Origin of the sequence: Paraburkholderia sp. RL17-380-BIE-A (assembly GCF_046028085.1) — a bacterium.
In the GTDB taxonomy this organism is placed as follows: Bacteria; Pseudomonadota; Gammaproteobacteria; order Burkholderiales; family Burkholderiaceae; genus Paraburkholderia.
Window position 1 is genome coordinate 14200 of record NZ_JARESQ010000020.1, and the last position, 20888, is coordinate 35087.

The 20888-nt window shown below is 58.4% G+C and carries 33 protein-coding genes; all 33 read left to right on the forward strand.

Annotated features, from left to right (window positions below):
• The first annotated feature begins 55 nt into the window (after positions 1 to 55).
• On the forward strand, positions 56 to 1903 hold the full coding sequence (gene recQ / locus P0D68_RS28145; protein ID WP_408301838.1) for a DNA helicase RecQ: 1848 nt from the start codon (positions 56 to 58) through the stop codon (positions 1901 to 1903).
• Between the two features lie 222 nt (positions 1904 to 2125).
• Positions 2126 to 2506, forward strand: a complete 381-nt coding sequence (rpsL, locus tag P0D68_RS28150; protein ID WP_006998493.1) for a 30S ribosomal protein S12 — start codon at positions 2126 to 2128, stop codon at positions 2504 to 2506.
• Between the two features lie 191 nt (positions 2507 to 2697).
• Positions 2698 to 3168: a 30S ribosomal protein S7 gene (gene rpsG / locus P0D68_RS28155; protein WP_006053291.1), complete on the forward strand. Its 471-nt coding sequence runs from the start codon at positions 2698 to 2700 to the stop codon at positions 3166 to 3168.
• 134 nt (positions 3169 to 3302) lie between these two features.
• Positions 3303 to 5405 (forward strand): elongation factor G, encoded by a 2103-nt coding sequence (gene fusA / locus P0D68_RS28160; RefSeq protein ID WP_091798348.1) that lies wholly within the window; start codon positions 3303 to 3305, stop codon positions 5403 to 5405.
• Positions 5406 to 5452: 47 nt separating this feature from the next.
• Positions 5453 to 6643, forward strand: coding sequence for an elongation factor Tu (tuf, locus tag P0D68_RS28165; protein ID WP_007180138.1), 1191 nt, complete (start codon positions 5453 to 5455; stop codon positions 6641 to 6643).
• A gap of 129 nt (positions 6644 to 6772) precedes the next feature.
• Complete coding sequence (rpsJ, locus tag P0D68_RS28170; RefSeq protein WP_006998489.1) at positions 6773 to 7084, forward strand: 30S ribosomal protein S10; 312 nt, start codon at positions 6773 to 6775, stop codon at positions 7082 to 7084.
• A 201-nt stretch (positions 7085 to 7285) separates the two neighbouring features.
• Entirely contained in the window at positions 7286 to 7945 is a 660-nt protein-coding gene (rplC, locus tag P0D68_RS28175; RefSeq protein ID WP_007180137.1) for a 50S ribosomal protein L3, read from the forward strand.
• Positions 7945 to 8565, forward strand: a complete 621-nt coding sequence (gene rplD / locus P0D68_RS28180) for a 50S ribosomal protein L4 (RefSeq protein WP_007180136.1) — start codon at positions 7945 to 7947, stop codon at positions 8563 to 8565. Before rplC ends, rplD begins: the two co-directional genes overlap by 1 nt.
• Positions 8562 to 8876 carry a 50S ribosomal protein L23 gene (gene rplW / locus P0D68_RS28185; RefSeq protein WP_007180135.1) on the forward strand — a complete coding sequence of 105 codons (315 nt, stop codon included), beginning with the start codon at positions 8562 to 8564 and terminating at the stop codon, positions 8874 to 8876. Before rplD ends, rplW begins: the two co-directional genes overlap by 4 nt.
• Before the next feature lie 2 nt (positions 8877 to 8878).
• On the forward strand, positions 8879 to 9706 hold the full coding sequence (rplB, locus tag P0D68_RS28190; RefSeq protein ID WP_091798350.1) for a 50S ribosomal protein L2: 828 nt from the start codon (positions 8879 to 8881) through the stop codon (positions 9704 to 9706).
• 10 nt (positions 9707 to 9716) lie between these two features.
• Positions 9717 to 9992 (forward strand): 30S ribosomal protein S19, encoded by a 276-nt coding sequence (rpsS, locus tag P0D68_RS28195; protein WP_004199273.1) that lies wholly within the window; start codon positions 9717 to 9719, stop codon positions 9990 to 9992.
• Between the two features lie 7 nt (positions 9993 to 9999).
• Positions 10000 to 10332, forward strand: a complete 333-nt coding sequence (gene rplV, locus P0D68_RS28200) for a 50S ribosomal protein L22 (protein WP_007180133.1) — start codon at positions 10000 to 10002, stop codon at positions 10330 to 10332.
• An 11-nt stretch (positions 10333 to 10343) separates the two neighbouring features.
• Complete coding sequence (gene rpsC, locus P0D68_RS28205) at positions 10344 to 11150, forward strand: 30S ribosomal protein S3 (protein ID WP_007180132.1); 807 nt, start codon at positions 10344 to 10346, stop codon at positions 11148 to 11150.
• Between the two features lie 2 nt (positions 11151 to 11152).
• The gene (rplP, locus tag P0D68_RS28210) at positions 11153 to 11569 is read left to right on the forward strand and encodes a 50S ribosomal protein L16 (protein WP_007180131.1); all 417 of its coding nucleotides are present in this window, start codon (positions 11153 to 11155) and stop codon (positions 11567 to 11569) included.
• Positions 11570 to 11579: 10 nt separating this feature from the next.
• The gene (gene rpmC / locus P0D68_RS28215; protein WP_007180130.1) at positions 11580 to 11774 is read left to right on the forward strand and encodes a 50S ribosomal protein L29; all 195 of its coding nucleotides are present in this window, start codon (positions 11580 to 11582) and stop codon (positions 11772 to 11774) included.
• Positions 11771 to 12043: a 30S ribosomal protein S17 gene (gene rpsQ / locus P0D68_RS28220; RefSeq protein ID WP_007180129.1), complete on the forward strand. Its 273-nt coding sequence runs from the start codon at positions 11771 to 11773 to the stop codon at positions 12041 to 12043. The genes rpmC and rpsQ overlap by 4 nt, the downstream gene beginning before the upstream one ends.
• A 290-nt stretch (positions 12044 to 12333) precedes the next feature.
• Positions 12334 to 12702, forward strand: a complete 369-nt coding sequence (rplN, locus tag P0D68_RS28225; protein ID WP_006052212.1) for a 50S ribosomal protein L14 — start codon at positions 12334 to 12336, stop codon at positions 12700 to 12702.
• Positions 12703 to 12711: 9 nt separating this feature from the next.
• Positions 12712 to 13020, forward strand: coding sequence for a 50S ribosomal protein L24 (gene rplX, locus P0D68_RS28230; RefSeq protein ID WP_006052213.1), 309 nt, complete (start codon positions 12712 to 12714; stop codon positions 13018 to 13020).
• Positions 13021 to 13037: 17 nt separating this feature from the next.
• Positions 13038 to 13577, forward strand: a complete 540-nt coding sequence (gene rplE / locus P0D68_RS28235) for a 50S ribosomal protein L5 (RefSeq protein ID WP_006052214.1) — start codon at positions 13038 to 13040, stop codon at positions 13575 to 13577.
• A 7-nt stretch (positions 13578 to 13584) separates the two neighbouring features.
• Positions 13585 to 13890, forward strand: a complete 306-nt coding sequence (gene rpsN / locus P0D68_RS28240; RefSeq protein ID WP_006052215.1) for a 30S ribosomal protein S14 — start codon at positions 13585 to 13587, stop codon at positions 13888 to 13890.
• 14 nt (positions 13891 to 13904) lie between these two features.
• A complete protein-coding gene (gene rpsH / locus P0D68_RS28245) occupies positions 13905 to 14300 on the forward strand; it encodes a 30S ribosomal protein S8 (RefSeq protein WP_006052216.1) in 396 nt (131 codons plus the stop codon).
• 18 nt (positions 14301 to 14318) lie between these two features.
• A complete protein-coding gene (gene rplF / locus P0D68_RS28250; protein ID WP_012434569.1) occupies positions 14319 to 14849 on the forward strand; it encodes a 50S ribosomal protein L6 in 531 nt (176 codons plus the stop codon).
• 12 nt (positions 14850 to 14861) lie between these two features.
• Positions 14862 to 15227: a 50S ribosomal protein L18 gene (gene rplR, locus P0D68_RS28255; RefSeq protein ID WP_006052218.1), complete on the forward strand. Its 366-nt coding sequence runs from the start codon at positions 14862 to 14864 to the stop codon at positions 15225 to 15227.
• 14 nt (positions 15228 to 15241) lie between these two features.
• Positions 15242 to 15760: a 30S ribosomal protein S5 gene (gene rpsE, locus P0D68_RS28260; protein ID WP_007180127.1), complete on the forward strand. Its 519-nt coding sequence runs from the start codon at positions 15242 to 15244 to the stop codon at positions 15758 to 15760.
• A 10-nt stretch (positions 15761 to 15770) separates the two neighbouring features.
• Complete coding sequence (gene rpmD / locus P0D68_RS28265) at positions 15771 to 15953, forward strand: 50S ribosomal protein L30 (protein WP_007180126.1); 183 nt, start codon at positions 15771 to 15773, stop codon at positions 15951 to 15953.
• A gap of 29 nt (positions 15954 to 15982) precedes the next feature.
• The gene (gene rplO / locus P0D68_RS28270) at positions 15983 to 16417 is read left to right on the forward strand and encodes a 50S ribosomal protein L15 (RefSeq protein ID WP_007180125.1); all 435 of its coding nucleotides are present in this window, start codon (positions 15983 to 15985) and stop codon (positions 16415 to 16417) included.
• A gap of 46 nt (positions 16418 to 16463) precedes the next feature.
• Positions 16464 to 17810: a preprotein translocase subunit SecY gene (gene secY, locus P0D68_RS28275; protein ID WP_091798353.1), complete on the forward strand. Its 1347-nt coding sequence runs from the start codon at positions 16464 to 16466 to the stop codon at positions 17808 to 17810.
• Between the two features lie 8 nt (positions 17811 to 17818).
• Positions 17819 to 18037, forward strand: a complete 219-nt coding sequence (infA, locus tag P0D68_RS28280; RefSeq protein ID WP_004521905.1) for a translation initiation factor IF-1 — start codon at positions 17819 to 17821, stop codon at positions 18035 to 18037.
• Between the two features lie 20 nt (positions 18038 to 18057).
• Positions 18058 to 18174 (forward strand): 50S ribosomal protein L36, encoded by a 117-nt coding sequence (gene rpmJ, locus P0D68_RS28285; RefSeq protein ID WP_004199844.1) that lies wholly within the window; start codon positions 18058 to 18060, stop codon positions 18172 to 18174.
• Positions 18175 to 18215: 41 nt separating this feature from the next.
• Complete coding sequence (rpsM, locus tag P0D68_RS28290) at positions 18216 to 18581, forward strand: 30S ribosomal protein S13 (protein ID WP_006052223.1); 366 nt, start codon at positions 18216 to 18218, stop codon at positions 18579 to 18581.
• 28 nt (positions 18582 to 18609) lie between these two features.
• Positions 18610 to 19014: a 30S ribosomal protein S11 gene (gene rpsK / locus P0D68_RS28295; RefSeq protein ID WP_006052224.1), complete on the forward strand. Its 405-nt coding sequence runs from the start codon at positions 18610 to 18612 to the stop codon at positions 19012 to 19014.
• Positions 19015 to 19161: 147 nt separating this feature from the next.
• Entirely contained in the window at positions 19162 to 19785 is a 624-nt protein-coding gene (rpsD, locus tag P0D68_RS28300; RefSeq protein WP_007180123.1) for a 30S ribosomal protein S4, read from the forward strand.
• Positions 19786 to 19909: 124 nt separating this feature from the next.
• Positions 19910 to 20887 carry a DNA-directed RNA polymerase subunit alpha gene (locus P0D68_RS28305; RefSeq protein ID WP_408301842.1) on the forward strand — a complete coding sequence of 326 codons (978 nt, stop codon included), beginning with the start codon at positions 19910 to 19912 and terminating at the stop codon, positions 20885 to 20887.
• The last annotated feature ends 1 nt before the right edge of the window (position 20888 follow it).

Below are 20888 nucleotides of genomic sequence, written 5' to 3' on the forward strand. Positions count from 1 at the left end.
ACGAATGCGTTGGTAAAATTCGTGTCACCGGCATCACGCTGCTTCTCTCAAATTCATGTCCCGTCCGCTCGAAATCCTCAACGAAGTCTTCGGTTACCCCGCGTTCAGAGGACAGCAGGGCGAAATTGTCGAGCACGTCGCCGGCGGCGGCGATTGCCTCGTGCTGATGCCGACGGGCGGCGGCAAGTCGCTCTGCTATCAGATTCCGTCGCTGGTGCGCCGTGAAGGCGGGTTCGGAACCGGCATCGTCGTTTCTCCGCTGATCGCGCTGATGCAGGATCAGGTGGCCGCGCTTACGGAAGTGGGTGTGCGGGCGGCGTATCTGAATTCGACGCTGTCGAGCGCAGAGGCGATGGCGACTGAGCGCGCATTGCGCGACGGTGAGATCGACCTGCTTTACGTGGCGCCGGAGCGTTTGATGACGCCCCGTTTCCAGGAGCTACTGGAGCGTACGCGCATCGGGTTGTTCGCCATCGACGAAGCGCATTGCGTGTCGCAATGGGGGCACGATTTCCGGCCGGAATACATCCAGTTGTCGGTGCTGCACGAGCGGTTTCCGAACGTGCCGCGCATCGCGCTCACAGCTACCGCGGATGCCATCACGCGGGACGAGATCATCCACCGTCTCGCCTTGGATGACGCACGTATTTTCGTGTCGAGCTTCGACCGGCCGAACATCCGCTATCGAATTGTCGAAAAGGACAACGCGCGTACGCAGTTGCTGGACTTCATCCGCGCGGAGCATTCGAAGCCGGACGGCACGACTGACGCCGGCGTCGTCTATTGCCTCTCGCGTCGCAAGGTCGAAGAGACTGCGGAGTGGTTGAAAGAAAAAGGGATGCGCGCGCTGCCGTATCACGCCGGTATGGAGTTTGAAATCCGCCAGAAGCATCAGGAGATGTTTCAGCGTGAAGAGGGAATCGTGATGTGCGCGACGATCGCGTTCGGCATGGGCATCGATAAGCCGGACGTGCGCTTCGTGGCTCACCTGGACTTGCCGAAGAGCGTCGAAGGCTATTACCAGGAAACGGGCCGCGCGGGACGCGACGGCATGCCGGCGAACGCATGGATGGCCTACGGTCTCGGCGACGTCGTCCAGCAGCGCAAAATGATCGACGAATCCGACGCCGACGACGCGCACAAGCGCGTGCAAACAGGCAAGCTGGACGCGCTGCTCGGTCTGTGTGAAGCGGCGACATGCCGGCGAGTGCGACTTCTCGCGTATTTCGGCGAGTCGAGCAAGCCATGCGGCAACTGTGACAACTGTCTTGAGCCACCGGCTACATGGGATGCGACGCGGGAGGCGCAGATGGCGCTCTCGTGCGTGTTCCGTGCTCAGCGGGCGAGCGGTTTTCATTTCGGCGCCGGCCATCTGATCGATATTCTGCGCGGCAACAGCAGCGAAAAAATCCTTCAGCGAGGTCACGAGAAGCTGACCACGTACGGTATCGGTTCGGCGCTCGGCGAACCGGAGTGGCGCGCGGTGTTTCGCCAGCTTGTCGCGTTCGGCTATCTGACCGTCGACCACGAGGGATTCGGCTCGCTGGTTCTAACCGAGGCAAGCAAACCGGTGCTCAAGGGCGAGCAGAACGTCACGATGCGCCGTTACGTCAAGCCGACGCGTACCCGTCCATCGTCCGGGCGCACCAGTGAGCGCGCCGACCCGACAATCGGCATGGGCCCGCGCGAACGTGCGCGCTGGGAACGGCTGCGTGCGTGGCGCACCGAAACGGCGAAGAGCGACGGCGTGCCGGCGTACGTGATCTTCCACGACGCGACTTTGGCTGAAATCGCCCGTAACGGCCCCGATTCCATCGAAGATTTGCGCGGCATTCCGGGTATGGGTGCGCGCAAACTCGACCGTTTCGGCGACGAGTTGCTAGAAGTCGTTGCCGCTGACTGAGCGCTCAGCGAGCGCCTGGGCAGCTCCGCAGGGGTGCGAAACATCGCAACCTGTTGACTCCCTTAGTAATTTCGGAATATTATGCTAGGTTCCGGTTCTTGGAATGCCTGCGCGCGAAGTCAAATCATGCGCTGGCGGACGGGTCCGGAAGTTCGATGCGCAATCGTTTCTGCTTTGCCCGGAAACAGATGCGTCGATTTTGTTCAATTTCAGGAATAAACAATGCCAACCATCAATCAACTGGTTCGCAAAGGCCGCGCGTCGGAAACGACGAAGAGCAAGAGCCCGGCTTTGCAGGACTGCCCCCAGCGTCGCGGCGTGTGCACCCGTGTGTACACCACGACGCCTAAGAAGCCTAACTCGGCACTGCGTAAGGTTGCCAAGGTTCGTCTGACGAACGGCTTCGAAGTCATTTCGTACATCGGTGGTGAAGGCCACAACCTGCAGGAACACTCGGTCGTGCTGATTCGCGGCGGCCGTGTGAAGGACTTGCCGGGTGTGCGTTACCACATGGTTCGCGGCTCGCTGGATACCCAGGGCGTCAAGGATCGTAAGCAGGCTCGCTCGAAGTACGGTGCGAAGCGTGCAAAAGCTGGTAAATAAGCTGGCAAGTAATTAGCCGGTCAGTAGTTTCAGGTCGCCTGCATAGGCGGTAATAGCGGTGGTGCCGGAATCGCCGGTGCTGTCGAGTAAGTGGTCACCCGACCAGGCTGGTAAGTCGTCAGAGATGAATCGGGTTAGTTGGTGGCCGCGGGGCTAAAAATAGCTCCAACTGAAAAGTTAAAGGAAGAAACATGCCGCGTCGTCGCGAAGTCCCCAAGCGGGAAGTGTTGCCGGATCCGAAGTTCGGTAACGTTGATGTAGCTAAGTTCATGAACGTGCTGATGCTCTCTGGCAAGAAGTCGGTTGCCGAGCGTATCGTGTACGGCGCTTTCGAACAGATCCAGACCAAGGGTGGCAAGGACCCGCTGGAAGTGTTCACGGTAGCGCTCAACAACGTCAAGCCGGTGGTCGAAGTGAAGAGCCGCCGCGTTGGTGGTGCGAACTATCAGGTTCCGGTCGAAGTGCGCCCGTCGCGTCGTATGGCATTGGCGATGCGTTGGCTGCGTGAAGCCGCGAAGAAGCGCAGCGAGAAGTCGATGGCCCTGCGTCTGGCAGGTGAACTCTCCGAAGCGGCCGAAGGCCGTGGCGGCGCAATGAAGAAGCGCGACGAAGTTCACCGGATGGCAGAAGCCAACAAGGCGTTCTCGCACTTCCGTTTCTAAGCTTCCCGAACCCGGGATTAGCAGAAAAAACGGAAAGAAATTCCGGGCGGGTGCGCTTACAAAGCGCCTCGCCCGTTTGTGTTACAGCGCGATGGGTATTTTCTCGCATCGCGTCATCCCAATAGAGGATCAAAGTGGCTCGCAAGACACCTATCGAGCGCTACCGTAACATCGGTATTAGCGCTCACATCGACGCCGGCAAAACGACGACGACCGAGCGCATCCTGTTCTACACCGGCGTGAACCATAAGATTGGTGAAGTTCACGACGGCGCTGCCACCATGGACTGGATGGAGCAGGAGCAGGAACGCGGCATCACGATCACGTCCGCTGCTACCACGGCGTTCTGGAAAGGCATGGCCGGCGACCGCGCTGAGCACCGCATCAACATCATCGACACCCCGGGCCACGTTGACTTCACGATTGAAGTCGAGCGCTCGATGCGCGTGCTCGACGGCGCGTGCATGGTTTACTGTGCGGTGGGTGGCGTTCAGCCCCAGTCGGAAACCGTGTGGCGTCAGGCTAATAAGTACAAGGTTCCCCGTCTCGCGTTCATCAACAAGATGGACCGCACCGGCGCGAACTTCTTCAAGGTTTACGACCAGCTCAAGCTGCGTCTGAAGGCGAACCCGGTTCCGGTCGTGGTGCCTATCGGCGCGGAAGAGAACTTCACGGGCGTCGTCGATCTGCTGAAGATGAAAGCGATCATTTGGGACGAAGCGTCCCAAGGCACGAAGTTCTCGTACGAAGAAATTCCGGCGGAACTGGCTGACTCGTGCACGGAATGGCGCGAGAAAATGGTCGAAGCGGCTGCCGAGTCGAGCGAAGAATTGATGAACAAGTACCTGGAAGAGGGCGAGCTCTCTGAAGCGGAAATCATCAAGGGTCTGCGCGACCGTACGATCGCTTGCGAAATCCAGCCGATGCTGTGCGGCACCGCGTTCAAGAACAAGGGCGTGCAACGCATGCTGGACGCCGTGCTCGACTTCCTGCCTTCGCCGATCGACATCCCGCCGGTTACCGGCGAGCTGGAAAACGGTGAAAAGGGCGAGCGCCGCGCTGCCGACGACGAAAAGTTCTCGGCACTGGCATTCAAGATCATGACCGACCCGTTTGTCGGCCAGCTGATCTTCTTCCGTGTGTACTCGGGCGTCGTGAATTCGGGCGACACCGTGCTGAACGCGACCAAAGACAAGAAGGAACGTCTGGGTCGTATTCTGCAGATGCACGCGAACCAGCGCGAAGAAATCAAGGAAGTCCGCGCGGGCGACATCGCAGCAGCAGTCGGCCTGAAAGACGCGACGACCGGCGACACGCTGTGCGATCCGCAAAGCCCGATCGTGCTCGAACGCATGATTTTCCCGGAGCCGGTGATTTCGCAGGCTGTTGAACCGAAGACGAAGCCTGACCAGGAAAAGATGGGTCTGGCGCTGAACCGTCTGGCACAAGAAGATCCGTCGTTCCGCGTTCAAACGGACGAAGAATCGGGCCAAACCATTATTTCGGGCATGGGCGAGCTCCACCTGGAAATTCTGGTTGACCGTATGAAGCGCGAATTCGGCGTGGAAGCGACTGTCGGCAAGCCGCAAGTTGCTTACCGCGAAACGATTCGCGGTAAGGCGGAAGACGTTGACGGCAAGTTCGTCAAGCAGTCGGGTGGTCGCGGCCAGTACGGTCACGCGGTCATCACGCTCGAGCCGAATGAGCAAGGCAAGGGCTACGAGTTCCTCGACGAGATCAAGGGCGGTGTGATTCCGCGCGAATACATCCCGGCGGTGGACAAGGGTATCCAGGAAACGCTGAAGGCAGGCGTGCTGGCAGGCTTCCCGGTCGTCGACGTCAAGGTTCACCTGACGTTCGGTTCGTACCACGACGTTGACTCGAACGAAAATGCGTTCCGCATGGCCGGCTCGATGGCGTTCAAGGAAGCAATGCGCAAGGCTCAACCGGTCATCCTCGAACCGATGATGGCTGTGGAAGTCGAAACGCCTGAAGATTACATGGGCAACGTGATGGGCGACCTGTCGGGTCGTCGCGGCATCGTGCAGGGCATGGACGACATGGTTGGCGGCGGCAAGATCGTTCGCGCCGAAGTCCCGCTGTCGGAAATGTTCGGCTACTCGACGTCGCTGCGTTCGCTGACCCAAGGTCGTGCAACGTACACGATGGAGTTCAAGCACTACTCCGAAGCACCGCGTAACGTGTCCGAAGCGATCATCAACGCGAAGTCGAAGTAATCGCGCGGCAAGTCATTCAACGATTAACTTTTTGAAAGAAGAGAAACATGGCTAAAGGTAAATTCGAACGGACCAAGCCGCACGTGAACGTCGGCACGATCGGTCACGTTGACCACGGCAAGACCACGCTGACGGCAGCGATCACGACGGTTCTGACGCAGAAGTTTGGCGGCGAAGCGAAGGCATACGACCAGATCGACGCGGCGCCGGAAGAAAAGGCACGTGGTATCACGATCAACACGGCACACGTCGAGTATGAAACGGCTAACCGCCACTACGCACACGTCGACTGCCCGGGCCACGCTGACTATGTGAAGAACATGATCACGGGCGCAGCGCAGATGGACGGCGCGATCCTGGTGTGCTCGGCCGCTGACGGCCCGATGCCGCAAACGCGTGAGCACATCCTGCTGGCGCGTCAGGTTGGCGTTCCGTACATCATCGTGTTCCTGAACAAGTGCGACATGGTGGACGACGCTGAGCTGCTGGAGCTGGTCGAGATGGAAGTTCGCGAACTTCTGTCGAAGTACGACTTCCCGGGCGACGAAACGCCGATCATCAAGGGTTCGGCCAAGCTGGCGCTGGAAGGCGACAAGGGCGAGCTGGGCGAAGTGGCGATCATGAATCTGGCCGACGCGCTGGACACGTACATCCCGACGCCGGAGCGCGCAGTTGACGGCGCATTCCTGATGCCGGTGGAAGACGTGTTCTCGATCTCGGGTCGCGGCACGGTGGTGACGGGTCGCGTTGAGCGCGGCGTTGTGAAGGTTGGCGAGGAAATCGAAATCGTCGGTATCAAGCCGACGGTGAAGACGACCTGCACGGGCGTGGAAATGTTCCGCAAGCTGCTCGACCAGGGTCAGGCAGGCGACAACGTCGGTATCCTGCTGCGCGGCACGAAGCGTGAAGACGTGGAGCGTGGCCAGGTTCTGGCCAAGCCGGGTTCGATCAACCCGCACACGCACTTCACGGCTGAAGTGTACGTGCTGAGCAAGGATGAAGGCGGTCGTCACACGCCGTTCTTCAACAACTACCGTCCGCAGTTCTACTTCCGTACGACGGACGTGACGGGCTCGATCGAGTTGCCGAAGGACAAGGAAATGGTCATGCCGGGCGACAACGTGTCGATCACGGTGAAGCTGATCAACCCGATCGCGATGGAAGAAGGTCTGCGCTTCGCAATCCGCGAAGGCGGCCGTACGGTTGGCGCAGGTGTGGTTGCCAAGATTCTCGAGTAAAATCGCGGATTGACGTATTTGCTGTAAGTGGTGCCCGGAGCCGGGCGCCCGCCCTCAGCGGGCATCCGGCTCTACGTTCTTTTACTGTCTGGCGGTGCAATATCGCCTCGCTCTTTCCAAGGAATTGTCATGCAGAACCAGAAAATCCGTATTCGCCTGAAGGCTTTCGACTATCGCCTGATCGATCAATCGGCTGCTGAAATCGTCGACACGGCAAAGCGGACTGGCGCAATCGTTCGTGGTCCGGTTCCCCTGCCGACCCGTATTCAACGCTTCGACATCCTGCGTTCACCGCACGTCAACAAGACGTCGCGCGACCAGCTCGAAATCCGTACGCACCAACGTCTGATGGACATCGTCGATCCGACGGATAAGACCGTTGACGCATTGATGAAGCTGGACCTGCCGGCTGGCGTGGACGTGGAAATCAAGCTGCAATAAGGCTTCAAAGCGTTGCCTGGCGTACCTGGCAACGCTAAGTCATTGATTGCTTGCGGAAAACGAGAGGCCTCGCTATAATAGTGGGCTTTTCGCGCATTTGCGCAAAAAAGTCGGTGTGCTGCAGCATGAATTCATGCCCGAAACGGCACCGGCATTTTGTAAATTAGCCCCGACCAATCGCAGTCGGGAATGGAGAAAACGATGAGCCTTGGACTCGTAGGTCGCAAGGTTGGCATGACCCGTATCTTCACGGCAGAAGGGGATTCGATTCCCGTTACCGTGCTGGACGTGTCCGACAACCGCGTGACGCAGATCAAGACTGTTGAAACCGACGGCTACACGGCCGTGCAGGTTGCATTCGGTACGCGCCGTGCATCGCGCGTGACGAAGCCGTTGGCCGGTCATCTCGCCAAAGCCGGTGTTCAAGCCGGTGAAATCCTCAAAGAATTCCAGATCGATGCTGCCAAGGCTGCCGAGTTGTCGAACGGCACCGTGGTCGGTCCCGACCTGTTCGAAGTAGGCCAGAAGGTCGACGTGCAAGGCGTGTCGATCGGTAAGGGCTACGCCGGTACCATCAAGCGTTACAACTTCGCATCCGGCCGTGCATCGCACGGTAACTCGCGCTCGCACAACGTGCCGGGTTCGATCGGTATGGCGCAGGATCCGGGTCGTGTTTTCCCGGGTAAGCGCATGACCGGTCACATGGGTGACGATACGGTAACCGTGCAAAACCTCGAAATCGCTCGTATCGACGCTGACCGCAAGCTGTTGCTGGTCAAGGGCGCCGTTCCGGGTGCGAAGGGTGGCAAGGTATTCGTTACGCCGGCCGTGAAGACGCGTGCCGTGAAAGGAGCGAAATAATGGAACTTAAGCTCCTGAATGCCAATGGTCAGGAAGGTGCAGGCGTTAGCGCGTCGGACGTCGTGTTCGGCCGCGATTACAACGAAGCCCTGATTCACCAGGTGGTGGTGGCGTATCAAGCGAATGCCCGTAGTGGTAACCGCGCGCAGAAGGACCGTGAGCAAGTCAAGCACACGACCAAGAAGCCGTGGCGCCAGAAGGGTACGGGCCGCGCCCGTGCCGGTATGTCGTCGAGCCCGTTGTGGCGCGGCGGTGGCCGGATCTTCCCGAATTCGCCGGAAGAAAACTTTTCGCACAAGGTCAACAAGAAGATGCATCGCGCAGGTCTCTGCTCGATCTTCTCGCAGCTGGCCCGCGAAGGCCGTATCTCGGTAGTCGACGAGCTGACGCTCGAAGCGCCGAAGACGAAGCTGCTGGCCGAAAAATTCAAGGCGATGGGTCTCGACTCCGTGCTGGTGATTACCGACACGGTTGACGAAAACCTGTACCTCGCGTCGCGCAACCTCGCCCATGTGGCAGTTGTCGAGCCGCGTTACGCCGACCCGCTGTCGCTGATCTACTTCAAGAAGATCCTGATCACGAAGGCTGCGGTCGCCCAGATCGAGGAGTTGCTGTCATGAGCGAGATTCGCAAGAACGATCATCGTTTGATGCAGGTCCTGCTCGCGCCGGTGATCTCCGAAAAGGCGACGCTGGTGGCCGACAAGAACGAGCAAGTCGTGTTCGAAGTCGCGCCCGATGCCACGAAGCAGGAAGTGAAAGCTGCAGTCGAGCTGCTGTTCAAGGTGGAAGTCAATTCCGTCAACGTGCTGGTCTCGAAGGGCAAAGCCAAGCGCTTTGGCCGCTTCATGGGCAAGCGCAAGGACGTGAAGAAGGCGTATGTCTGCCTGAAGCCCGGCCAGGAAATCAACTTTGAAGCGGAGGCCAAGTAATCATGGCAATCGTTAAAGTTAAGCCGACTTCGCCGGGCCGCCGCGCGATGGTCAAGGTGGTCAACAAGGATCTGCATAAGGGCAAGCCGTTCGCACCGCTGCTCGACTCGCAATCCACGACCGCCGGCCGTAACAACAACGGCCACATCACGACCCGTCATAAGGGTGGTGGTCACAAGCATCACTATCGTGTCGTCGATTTCCGTCGCAACAAGGACGGTATCGCAGCGAAGGTCGAACGCCTTGAGTACGATCCGAACCGTAGCGCGAACATTGCGCTGGTTCTGTACGCAGACGGCGAACGCCGCTACATCATCGCTCCGAAGGGTATCACCGTCGGTCAGCAACTGATGTCAGGTTCGGAAGCGCCGATTCGTGCAGGCAACACGCTGCCGATCCGCAACATTCCGGTCGGTACGACGATTCACTGCATCGAAATGCTGCCTGGCAAGGGCGCGCAAATGGCGCGTTCGGCTGGTACGTCGGCGATGCTGCTGGCTCGTGAAGGCATCTACGCACAGGTCCGCCTGCGCTCGGGTGAAATCCGCCGCGTCCACGTTGAGTGCCGCGCGACGATTGGTGAAGTTGGCAACGAAGAGCATAGCCTCCGTCAAATCGGTAAGGCTGGCGCGAACCGCTGGCGCGGTATCCGCCCGACGGTGCGTGGCGTTGCAATGAACCCGGTCGATCACCCGCACGGTGGTGGTGAAGGCAAGACGGCTGCAGGTCGCGATCCGGTGAGCCCGTGGGGCACACCTGCTAAGGGTTATCGCACCCGCAGCAACAAGCGCACGACGAGCATGATCGTCCAGCGCCGTCACAAGCGTTAAGGAGTAGGCAATGGCACGTTCTGTAAAAAAAGGTCCGTTCTGCGACGCCCATTTGCTGAAGAAAGTTGAGGCGGCAGCAGCTTCGCGGGATAAGAAGCCGATTAAAACCTGGTCGCGTCGCTCGACGATCCTCCCGGATTTCATCGGTCTGACGATCGCCGTTCATAACGGCCGTCAACACGTTCCGGTGTACATCTCGGAAAACATGGTCGGCCACAAGCTTGGCGAGTTCGCACTGACCCGTACGTTCAAGGGTCACGCAGCCGACAAGAAGGCTAAGAAATAAGGGGCTCATGATGGAAGTGAAAGCAATTCATCGCGGTGCCCGCATCTCGGCGCAGAAAACGCGCCTTGTGGCTGACCAGATCCGCGGTTTGCCGGTCGACAAGGCGCTGAACGTTCTGACGTTTTCGCCGAAGAAGGCTGCGGGAATCGTGAAAAAGGTCGTGCTGTCGGCGATCGCGAATGCGGAGCATAACGAAGGCGCCGATATCGATGAGCTCAAGATCACGAGCATCTACATCGACAAGGCTGCGTCGCTCAAGCGTTTTACCGCGCGCGCTAAAGGCCGCGGTAACCGCATCGAGAAGCAATCCTGTCACATCACTGTGACGGTCGGGAATTAAGGGGTCATACGATGGGACAGAAAATTCATCCGACTGGCTTCCGTTTGGCCGTCAGCCGCAATTGGGCGTCGCGTTGGTACGCGAACAACAACAATTTCGCGGCGATGTTGCAGGAAGACATCGGTGTTCGTGAATACCTGAAGAAAAAGCTGAAGAACGCGTCCGTCGGCCGCGTTGTGATCGAGCGTCCTGCAAAGAACGCCCGTATCACGATTTTCAGCTCGCGTCCGGGTGTCGTGATCGGTAAGAAGGGTGAAGACATTGAACTGCTGAAGTCCGAGCTGCAAAAGCGCATGGGCGTTCCGGTTCACGTCAACATCGAAGAAATCCGTAAGCCGGAAACCGATGCGCAACTGATCGCGGATTCGATCACGCAACAGCTCGAGCGCCGGATTATGTTCCGCCGCGCGATGAAGCGTGCGATGCAAAACGCGATGCGTCTGGGTGCTCAAGGCATCAAGATCATGAGCGCTGGCCGCCTGAACGGTATCGAAATCGCTCGTACGGAATGGTATCGCGAAGGTCGCGTGCCGCTTCATACGCTGCGTGCTGATATCGACTACGCAACGTCGGAAGCAAAGACGACGTACGGCATCATCGGCGTGAAGGTGTGGGTCTACAAGGGCGACACGCTCGGCCGCAACGACGCACCGGTGGTTGAAGAAGTCGCCGAAGAAAAGCGTCCGCGCCGCAACGCACGTCCGGGTGGCGATCGCCGTCCGCGTCGCGATGGTGAAGGTGGTGGCCCGGCAGGTGCACGCCGTGGCGCTCCCCGTCGTGCTGGCGGTGCCGGCGACGGCGGGAAGACTGGAGAATAACGATGCTGCAACCGAAACGCAGAAAGTATCGCAAAGAGCAGAAGGGTCGTAACACCGGTATCGCTACCCGCGGCAACGCGGTGTCGTTCGGTGAGTTCGGCCTGAAGGCTATCGGTCGTGGTCGCTTGACCGCGCGCCAGATTGAAGCGGCACGTCGTGCAATGACGCGTCACATCAAGCGTGGTGGCCGCATCTGGATCCGCATCTTCCCGGACAAGCCGATCTCGCACAAGCCGGCTGAAGTACGGATGGGTAACGGTAAAGGTAACCCTGAGTACTACGTCGCAGAGATTCAACCGGGCAAGATGCTGTACGAAATGGACGGCGTAACCGAAGAGCTGGCACGCGAAGCGTTCCGTCTGGCTGCAGCTAAGCTGCCGCTCAAGACGACGTTTATCGTGCGTCAGCTCGGCGCCTAAGGAGCAAATGATGAAGGCTTCCGAACTTCACCAGAAAGATCAGGCCGCGCTCAACAAGGAGCTGTCGGACCTGTTGAAGGCGCAATTCGGCCTGCGCATGCAACTCGCGACCCAGCAGCTCACGAACACGAGCCAGCTGAAGAAGGTTCGTCGCGACATCGCACGTGTGCGGACCGTCCTGACTGAGAAGGCGAACCAGAAATGAACGATAGCGTAAAAACCTCGCTCAAGCGGACGCTGGTCGGCAAGGTCGTCAGCAACAAGATGGACAAGACGGTCACCGTGCTGGTTGAGCACCGCGTGAAGCACCCGATCTACGGCAAGTACGTTGTGCGTTCGAAGAAGTACCACGCGCACGACGATGCGAACACGTACAACGAGGGCGACCTCGTTGAAATCCAGGAAACGCGTCCGATTTCGAAGACGAAAGCTTGGGTTGTGGCTCGCCTGGTCGAGGCTGCTCGCGTCATCTGACGCCGCAATGTTGTAGAAGTAATTGAAATCGCAGTAAGTTTCGCTTGCAAGACCGAGATTATTTGTTATAATCTCGGTCTTCCCTCTTTTATGGGAGCCCCGTCGCGGGCGAAGTTGGTGGGGGAAGCGGATCGGGCGCCAGTCTGTTCCGAAGGATTCACCGGATTGCGATGGCGGGTTTCGTTTGCCGTCGCTGCTGTTCATACCCAAGCAGCCGATTGGCTGACGGGACCAAGACTGACCGGGTACGCCATGGTGGTGTGGCCGGATTAAGTTGGGAAAGATAAACCATGATCCAGACCGAAACTCGGCTTGAAGTGGCCGACAACACGGGTGCACGTGAAGTCATGTGCATCAAGGTGCTCGGCGGCTCGAAGCGTCGTTATGCCAGCATTGGCGACATCATCAAGGTGACCGTCAAAGAAGCAACGCCGCGCGGGCGCGTGAAGAAAGGCGAAATTTATAACGCCGTGGTGGTTCGCACCGCCAAGGGCGTGCGCCGTCAGGACGGCTCGCTGATCAAGTTCGATGGCAACGCCGCTGTGTTGTTGAATGCCAAGCTCGAACCTATTGGCACCCGTATTTTCGGGCCTGTCACGCGCGAGTTGCGCAGCGAACGATTCATGAAGATCGTTTCGTTGGCACCTGAAGTGCTGTAAGGAGTCGCGATGAACAAGATTCGCAAAGGTGACGAAGTTATCGTCATCACCGGCAAAGATAAAGGCAAGCGCGGCGTCGTGCTGTCCGTTGGCGAAGGCAAAGTGATTGTCGAGGGTATCAACCTCGTCAAGAAGCACGTCAAGCCGAACCCGATGAAGGGTACGACGGGCGGTGTGGAAGCCAAGACGATGCCGCTGCAAATTTCGAACGTCGCATTGGTCGACGCGAATGGCAAGGCGTCGCGTGTAGGCATCAAGGTCGAGGGAGACAAGAAAGTCCGTTTCCTTAAAACGACCGGTGCCGAGCTGAGCGCCTGACGCTGCGGAGTAAAAAAATGGCTCGTTTGCAAGAGTTTTACAAAGAAAAGGTTGTACCCGGCCTCATCGAGAAGTTCGGTTACAAGTCCGTGATGGAAGTGCCGCGCATCACCAAGATCACCCTGAACATGGGTCTTGGCGAAGCCGTTGCTGACAAGAAGATCATCGAAAACGCCGTTGGCGACCTGACGAAGATCGCAGGCCAGAAGCCGGTGATCACGAAGGCACGCAAGGCAATCGCTGGCTTCAAGATCCGTCAAGGCTATCCGATCGGTGCAATGGTCACGTTGCGTGGTCAAGCAATGTACGAATTTCTGGACCGTTTCGTGACGGTCGCGCTCCCCCGTGTGCGTGACTTCCGTGGCGTGTCGGGTCGTGCATTCGATGGTCGCGGCAACTACAACATCGGTGTGAAAGAGCAGATCATTTTCCCCGAAATCGACTACGACAAGATCGACGCACTGCGTGGGCTGAACATCAGCATCACGACGACTGCGAAGACCGACGACGAAGCAAAGGCTCTGCTCGCCAGCTTCAAGTTCCCGTTCAGAAACTGAGGTTACCGTGGCTAAACTGGCACTGATCGAACGTGAAAAGAAGCGTGCTCGCCTGGCCGCTAAGTACGCTCCCAAGCGTGCAGAGCTGAAAGCGATCATCGGCGATATGAGCAAGTCGGACGAAGAGCATTACGCAGCACGTCTGGAACTGCAACAACTGCCGCGCAACTCTAATCCGACCCGTAAGCGCAATCGTTGCGCAATTACCGGTCGCCCGCGTGGCACGTTCCGTAAATTCGGGCTGGCGCGTAACAAGATTCGCGAAATCGCGTTTCGCGGCGAGATCCCTGGCCTGACCAAGGCGAGCTGGTAATAGGAGAAACGTAAATGAGCATGAGTGATCCTATCGCCGATATGCTGACTCGCATCCGCAATGCGCAGATGGTTGAGAAAGTCTCGGTGACTATGCCCTCGTCGAAAGTCAAGGTTGCGATTGCGCAGGTCCTGAAGGACGAAGGCTATATCGATGATTTCGCAGTGAAGTCCGAAGGTGCGAAGTCTGAATTGAACATCGTGTTGAAGTACTACGCTGGCCGTCCGGTCATCGAACGCATTGAACGCGTTTCGAAGCCTGGTCTGCGTGTGTACCGCGGCCGTAACGACATCCCCGTGGTCATGAATGGCCTCGGCGTGGCAATCGTGTCGACGCCGAAGGGCGTGATGACGGACCGCAAGGCGCGTGCAACGGGCGTTGGCGGCGAAGTCATCTGCTACGTCGCTTAAGGCCGAAAGGAGAGAAACATGTCTCGAGTAGGTAAAAGCCCGGTCGCGCTGCAAGGCGCAGAAGTGGCCCTGAGCGACGATCGCATCACCGTCAAGGGCCCGCTGGGTACGATTACGCAGGCGGCAAACCGCCTCGTGAAAGTGGTGAACGACAACGGCACGCTGAATTTTGAGCCGGTTGACGAAAGCCGCGAAGCGAATGCGATGTCGGGCACGATGCGCGCACTGGTTGCGAACATGGTGAACGGCGTGACGAAGGGTTTCGAGCGCAAGCTGACGCTGGTTGGCGTTGGTTATCGCGCACAAGCGCAAGGCGACAAGCTGAACCTGTCGCTGGGTTTCTCGCACCCTGTGGTGCACCAGATGCCGGAAGGCGTCAAGGCTGAAACCCCGACGCAAACCGAAATCGTGATCAAGGGGATCAATAAGCAACAAGTTGGCCAGGTCGCTGCAGAAGTGCGCGGCTATCGCCCGCCGGAGCCCTACAAGGGCAAGGGTGTGCGTTACGCCAATGAGGTTGTGATCCTCAAAGAAACGAAGAAGAAGTAAGGGTGCGCAATCATGGATAAGACTCAATCTCGCCTGCGCCGCGCTCGTCAGACGCGTATCAAGATCGCTGAGCTGCAGGTCGCGCGTCTCGCCGTGCATCGCACGAACACGCACATCTATGCGCAAGTGTTCTCGCCGTGCGGCACCAAGGTGCTCGCCAGCGCGTCGACGCTCGAAGCCGAAGTGCGTGCGCAATTGGCTGATCAAACGGGCAAGGGCGGCAACGTCGCTGCTGCCACGCTGATCGGTAAGCGCATCGCAGAAAAGGCTAAGGCTGCCGGCATCGAATCCGTCGCCTTCGACCGTTCGGGTTTCCGTTACCACGGCCGCGTGAAAGCGCTGGCTGATGCGGCGCGCGAAGCCGGACTCAAGTTCTAAGGGAAGAATTCGTCATGGCAAAGATGCAAGCGAAAGTTCAGGCTGACGAACGCGACGACGGCCTGCGCGAAAAGATGATTTCGGTCAACCGCGTGACCAAGGTTGTGAAGGGCGGCCGGATTCTCGGTTTCGCCGCACTGACCGTGGTTGGCGACGGCGATGGCCGCATCGGCATGGGCAAGGGCAAAGCGAAGGAAGTTCCGGTTGCTGTTCAAAAGGCAATGGAACAAGCTCGCCGTAACATGTTCAAGGTGCCGCTGAAGAACGGTACGTTGCAACACGAAGTGCATGGTAAGCACGGCGCATCCGCAGTTCTCCTCGCTCCGGCGAAGGACGGTACGGGCGTGATCGCTGGTGGCCCGATGCGCGCAGTGTTCGACGTAATGGGCGTGCAAAACGTGGTTGCTAAGAGCCACGGTTCGACGAACCCGTACAACCTCGTTCGTGCAACGCTCGACGGTCTGCGCAAGCAGTCCACGCCGGGCGACATCGCGGCGAAGCGCGGCAAGTCCGTCGAAGATATTCTGGGCTAAGGTGGACACCATGTCTGATAAAACTGTCAAGGTCCAGCTCGTCAAGAGCCTGATCGGCACCCGTGAGACGCACCGTGCAACGGTGCGTGGCTTGGGCCTGCGCCGACTCAACTCGGTCAGCGAGTTGCAGGACACGCCGGCTGTGCGCGGCATGATCAACAAGGTTTCGTACCTCGTTAAGGTCATCAGCTAAGCGGCTGACCAGGACTCAAGGAGTTGATAATGGAATTGAATAACCTGAAGCCGGCTGAAGGCTCGAAGCACGCTAAGCGTCGCGTCGGCCGTGGTATCGGCTCCGGTCTGGGCAAGACGGCTGGCCGCGGTCACAAGGGTCAGAAGTCGCGCTCAGGCGGCTTTCACAAGGTTGGCTTCGAAGGCGGTCAAATGCCGCTGCAACGTCGCCTGCCGAAGCGTGGCTTTACTTCGCTGACGAAGGAATTCGTTGGTGAGGTGCGTCTCTCGGATCTGGAAAAGCTGCCGGTCGACGAAATCGATCTGCTGGCTCTGAAGCAGGCCGGCTTGGTCGGCGAGTTGATCAAGAGCGCCAAGATCATCGCGACGGGCGAGCTCAAGCGCAAGGTCGTTGTGAAGGGTCTGGGTGCGACGAAGGGTGCGCGCGCTGCTATCGAAGCAGCCGGCGGCTCTTTTGCCGAGTAACGCGCAAGCTAATTGCCGTCACTAGCATTTGCATCGGAGAAGGTACTTGGCTAACAGCCCGAGTCTCGCAAAACCCGGTCGCGGCGCGGCGAAGTTCGGCGATCTGCGTCGGCGGGCAGTGTTCCTGCTGCTGGCGCTGATCGTCTACCGTATCGGCGCGCATATTCCGGTGCCGGGTATTGACCCGGACCAGCTGGCAAAGCTTTTCCAAAGCCAGTCGGGCGGCATCCTTGGCATGTTCAACATGTTTTCGGGTGGCGCACTTTCGCGGTTCACGATTTTTGCGCTGGGGATCATGCCGTATATTTCGGCGTCGATCATCATGCAGTTGCTGGCGATTGTCTCGCCGCAGCTCGAAGCGCTGAAAAAGGAAGGGCAAGCGGGTCAACGGAAGATTACGCAGTACACGCGTATCTTCACGGTCCTGCTGGCGACGTTCCAGGCGTTCGGCATTGCCGTGGCGTTGGAAAATCAGCCTGGCCTGGTGATTGATCCGGGAATGGTTTTTCGGTTGACGACGGTCGTGACGCTGGTGACCGGCACGATGTTCCTGATGTGGCTGGGTGAGCAGATCACGGAGCGCGGGCTTGGCAACGGTATCTCGATCATTATTTTCGGCGGGATTGCAGCGGGCTTCCCGAATGCAATCGGTGGTCTTGTTTCGCTGGTGCAAACCGGTTCGATGAGTCCGATATCCGCGATTATCGTCGTCGCGCTGATTGCTGCTGTGACGTATCTGGTGGTGTTCATCGAACGCGGCCAGCGCAAGATTCTTGTGAACTACGCAAAGCGGCAAGTCGGTAACAAGATTTACGGCGGTCAGTCTTCGCATTTGCCGCTGAAATTGAACATGTCGGGCGTGATTCCGCCGATCTTTGCATCGTCGATCATTCTCTTCCCGGCAACCATCCTGAACTGGTTTAGTTCGGGGTCGCGTACCAGCTGGTTCGCAGACACGTTGCACAACGTGGCCGAAGCCCTTAAGCCCGGTCAACCCGTGTACGTGTTGCTGTACGCGTTGGCGATCGTTTTCTTCTGTTTCTTCTACACCGCACTGGTGTTCAACAGCAGAGAGACGGCCGACAACCTGAAAAAGAGTGGCGCTTTCGTCCCAGGCATCCGCCCGGGCGATCAAACGGCCCGATACATTGACCGCATCCTCACGCGTCTGACGCTGGCCGGTGCGATCTACATCGTGTTCGTTTGTCTGCTGCCCGAGTTTCTGGTGCTGCGCTGGAACGTGCCGTTTTATTTTGGTGGAACGTCGCTGCTGATCATTGTCGTCGTCACAATGGATTTCATGGCGCAGGTGCAGTCGTACGTTATGTCGCAACAGTATGAATCGCTGCTGAAGAAAGCTAATTTCAAAGGCGGCGGCGTCCCGATGCGTTGAAAGGACTTATGGCCAAAGACGATGTGATCCAGATGCAGGGTGAAGTCATCGAAAACCTGCCTAATGCTACCTTCAGGGTGAAGCTGGAAAACGGCCATGTCGTATTGGGACACATATCTGGGAAGATGCGGATGCACTACATCCGGATCTTGCCGGGCGACAAGGTGACGGTTGAATTGACGCCTTACGATCTGTCGCGTGCGCGGATCGTGTTCCGGGCGAAGTGATTTGAAAAAAGGGTAATATCATGAAAGTGATGGCATCGGTTAAGCGCATTTGCCGCAATTGCAAGATCATCAAGCGCAAAGGCGTTGTGCGCGTGATTTGCAGCTCTGATCCGCGCCACAAACAGCGTCAAGGCTGAACGCCGCGCTTTTGCTTGCGCTTTTTGTTTGAGGAAAAACAATGGCTCGTATCGCAGGGGTTAACATCCCGAATCACCAGCATACCGAAATCGGCCTCACGGCTATCTACGGTATCGGCCGCACGCGCTCGCGCGACATTTGCGTCGCTGCTGGTGTGGCATTTTCGAAGAAGGTCAAAGACCTGAACGACGCAGACCTCGAAAAGCTGCGTGAAGAAGTCGGCAAGTTCATCGTTGAAGGCGATCTGCGCCGTGAAACGACGATGAACATCAAGCGCCTGATGGATCTCGGCTGCTACCGTGGCGTTCGGCATCGTAAGGGCTTGCCCCTGCGCGGCCAACGTACGCGTACGAATGCCCGTACGCGCAAGGGTCCGCGTCGTGCAGCGCAATCGCTGAAGAAGTAAGCGGAACTGACAGTTACAGGAAAACGTAATGGCTAAGGCTTCGAACAACTCCGCGGCGCAACGCGTTCGCAAGAAGGTCAAGAAGAACGTCGCCGAGGGCGTGGTTCACGTTCACGCGTCGTTCAATAACACCATCATCACGATCACTGATCGTCAAGGCAATGCACTTGCTTGGGCAACGTCGGGTGGTCAGGGCTTCAAGGGTTCGCGTAAGTCGACCCCGTTTGCAGCCCAGGTGGCAGCCGAATCGGCTGGCCGCGTGGCGATGGAATACGGCGTGAAGAACCTCGAAGTGCGGATCAAGGGCCCCGGTCCTGGCCGTGAGTCGGCGGTGCGCGCGTTGCATGGTCTTGGCATCAAGATCACCGCGATCTCCGACGTGACTCCCGTCCCGCACAACGGCTGCCGTCCGCCGAAGCGTCGTCGTATCTAAGACGCTTGTTTTGCCAGCGCCTGTTGCCGCCCTGCGCGGCGGCAGGCTGCTTGCGCTATTGAATTGACTAAGCCCACCGTTCGACCCAAAGGGTTCGGACTAGCGCGAATGCATGCATTTGCGTGATTAATCATAGAAGGAATCAACGTGGCACGTTATATCGGCCCTAAGGCCAAGCTGTCCCGCCGTGAAGGCACTGACCTTTTCCTGAAGAGCGCCCGTCGTTCGCTCGCTGACAAGTGCAAGCTTGACAGCAAGCCCGGCCAGCACGGCCGCACCTCGGGTGCACGTACGTCCGACTACGGCACGCAGCTGCGCGAAAAGCAAAAAGTGAAGCGCATCTACGGTGTCCTCGAGCGCCAATTCCGCCGTTACTTCGCTGAAGCTGACCGCTTGAAGGGCAACACGGGTGAAAACCTGCTGCAACTGCTCGAATCGCGTCTGGATAACGTCGTGTATCGCATGGGCTTCGGCTCGACGCGCGCTGAAGCGCGTCAGCTGGTGAGCCACAAGGCGATCACGGTGAACGGCGTTGTGTCGAACATCCCGTCGATGCAAGTGAAGGCTGGCGACGTCGTTGCTGTCCGCGAACAGAAGAAGAAGCAGGCGCGTATTCTCGAAGCGCTGTCGCTGGCTGAGCAAGGCGGTCTGCCGAGCTGGGTCGCTGTTGATTCGAAGAAGTTCGAAGGCACGTTCAAGCAGAAGCCGGAACGCAGCGACATCGCTGGCGATATCAACGAAAGCCTGATCGTCGAATTGTATTCGCGGTAATCGGATTAACGGCCGGGGCACCTCGATTGCGCTAAGCAAGGGGGCGTCTCGGCTGTTTATTTTCAGGTTGTTACCGGTCAGCCTTATCGGTGTAACGAGCCGAGGGTATTGAAAAGGAAAACCTATGCAAACCAGTTTGTTGAAGCCCAAGATCATCGCTGTTGAATCGCTTGGTGAGAGCCACGCGAAAGTGGTCATGGAACCGTTTGAACGCGGTTACGGCCACACCTTGGGTAACGCGCTCCGGCGCGTGCTGCTGTCGTCGATGGTGGGCTATGCGCCGACCGAGGTGACGATCGCAGGCGTCGTGCATGAGTATTCGACGCTCGACGGTGTGCAAGAGGATGTGGTCAACCTGTTGTTGAACCTGAAGGGCGTGGTCTTCAAGCTGCATAATCGTGACGAAGTGACGGTTACGCTGCGCAAGGAAGGCGAAGGCGTTGTCACCGCTGGCGACATCGAACTTGCGCACGATTGCGAAGTGATCAACCCGAATCACGTGATTGCGCATCTGTCGAAGGGCGGCAAGCTCGACGTGCAGATCAAGGTCGAAAAGGGCCGCGGCTATGTGCCGGGCAATGTGCGTCGTTATGGCGAAGAGTCGGCCAAGATCATCGGCCGTATCGTGCTGGATGCGTCGTTCTCGCCGGTTCGCCGCGTGAGCTATGCCGTGGAAAGCGCCCGCGTCGAACAGCGTACCGACCTCGACAAGCTCGTGATGAACATCGAAACCAACGGTGTGATTTCGCCGGAAGAAGCGATCCGTCAATCGGCGCGCATTCTGGTCGATCAACTGTCGGTCTTCGCTGCTCTGGAAGGCACCGAAGCAACGGCTGAAGCGCCGTCGCGCGCGCCGCAGATCGATCCGATCCTGCTGCGCCCGGTTGATGATCTCGAACTGACGGTTCGTTCCGCGAACTGCCTGAAGGCCGAGAACATTTACTACATCGGCGACCTGATCCAGCGCACGGAAAACGAGCTGCTCAAGACGCCGAATCTGGGCCGCAAGTCGCTGAACGAAATCAAGGAAGTACTGGCGTCGCGTGGTTTGACGCTCGGCATGAAACTCGAGAACTGGCCGCCGGCTGGTCTGGACAAGTAAT

Coding starts and splice junctions, on each gene's coding strand:
- recQ (WP_408301838.1), top strand. CDS start 56: ATGTCCCGTCCGCTCGAAATCCTCAACGAAGTCTTCGGTTACCCCGCG.
- rpsL (WP_006998493.1), top strand. CDS start 2,126: ATGCCAACCATCAATCAACTGGTTCGCAAAGGCCGCGCGTCGGAAACG.
- rpsG (WP_006053291.1), top strand. CDS start 2,698: ATGCCGCGTCGTCGCGAAGTCCCCAAGCGGGAAGTGTTGCCGGATCCG.
- tuf (WP_007180138.1), top strand. CDS start 5,453: ATGGCTAAAGGTAAATTCGAACGGACCAAGCCGCACGTGAACGTCGGC.
- rpsJ (WP_006998489.1), top strand. CDS start 6,773: ATGCAGAACCAGAAAATCCGTATTCGCCTGAAGGCTTTCGACTATCGC.
- rplC (WP_007180137.1), top strand. CDS start 7,286: ATGAGCCTTGGACTCGTAGGTCGCAAGGTTGGCATGACCCGTATCTTC.
- rplD (WP_007180136.1), top strand. CDS start 7,945: ATGGAACTTAAGCTCCTGAATGCCAATGGTCAGGAAGGTGCAGGCGTT.
- rplW (WP_007180135.1), top strand. CDS start 8,562: ATGAGCGAGATTCGCAAGAACGATCATCGTTTGATGCAGGTCCTGCTC.
- rplB (WP_091798350.1), top strand. CDS start 8,879: ATGGCAATCGTTAAAGTTAAGCCGACTTCGCCGGGCCGCCGCGCGATG.
- rpsS (WP_004199273.1), top strand. CDS start 9,717: ATGGCACGTTCTGTAAAAAAAGGTCCGTTCTGCGACGCCCATTTGCTG.
- rplV (WP_007180133.1), top strand. CDS start 10,000: ATGATGGAAGTGAAAGCAATTCATCGCGGTGCCCGCATCTCGGCGCAG.
- rpsC (WP_007180132.1), top strand. CDS start 10,344: ATGGGACAGAAAATTCATCCGACTGGCTTCCGTTTGGCCGTCAGCCGC.
- rplP (WP_007180131.1), top strand. CDS start 11,153: ATGCTGCAACCGAAACGCAGAAAGTATCGCAAAGAGCAGAAGGGTCGT.
- rpmC (WP_007180130.1), top strand. CDS start 11,580: ATGAAGGCTTCCGAACTTCACCAGAAAGATCAGGCCGCGCTCAACAAG.
- rpsQ (WP_007180129.1), top strand. CDS start 11,771: ATGAACGATAGCGTAAAAACCTCGCTCAAGCGGACGCTGGTCGGCAAG.
- rplN (WP_006052212.1), top strand. CDS start 12,334: ATGATCCAGACCGAAACTCGGCTTGAAGTGGCCGACAACACGGGTGCA.
- rplX (WP_006052213.1), top strand. CDS start 12,712: ATGAACAAGATTCGCAAAGGTGACGAAGTTATCGTCATCACCGGCAAA.
- rplE (WP_006052214.1), top strand. CDS start 13,038: ATGGCTCGTTTGCAAGAGTTTTACAAAGAAAAGGTTGTACCCGGCCTC.
- rpsH (WP_006052216.1), top strand. CDS start 13,905: ATGAGCATGAGTGATCCTATCGCCGATATGCTGACTCGCATCCGCAAT.
- rplF (WP_012434569.1), top strand. CDS start 14,319: ATGTCTCGAGTAGGTAAAAGCCCGGTCGCGCTGCAAGGCGCAGAAGTG.
- rplR (WP_006052218.1), top strand. CDS start 14,862: ATGGATAAGACTCAATCTCGCCTGCGCCGCGCTCGTCAGACGCGTATC.
- rpsE (WP_007180127.1), top strand. CDS start 15,242: ATGGCAAAGATGCAAGCGAAAGTTCAGGCTGACGAACGCGACGACGGC.
- rpmD (WP_007180126.1), top strand. CDS start 15,771: ATGTCTGATAAAACTGTCAAGGTCCAGCTCGTCAAGAGCCTGATCGGC.
- rplO (WP_007180125.1), top strand. CDS start 15,983: ATGGAATTGAATAACCTGAAGCCGGCTGAAGGCTCGAAGCACGCTAAG.
- infA (WP_004521905.1), top strand. CDS start 17,819: ATGGCCAAAGACGATGTGATCCAGATGCAGGGTGAAGTCATCGAAAAC.
- rpmJ (WP_004199844.1), top strand. CDS start 18,058: ATGAAAGTGATGGCATCGGTTAAGCGCATTTGCCGCAATTGCAAGATC.
- rpsM (WP_006052223.1), top strand. CDS start 18,216: ATGGCTCGTATCGCAGGGGTTAACATCCCGAATCACCAGCATACCGAA.
- rpsK (WP_006052224.1), top strand. CDS start 18,610: ATGGCTAAGGCTTCGAACAACTCCGCGGCGCAACGCGTTCGCAAGAAG.
- P0D68_RS28305 (WP_408301842.1), top strand. CDS start 19,910: ATGCAAACCAGTTTGTTGAAGCCCAAGATCATCGCTGTTGAATCGCTT.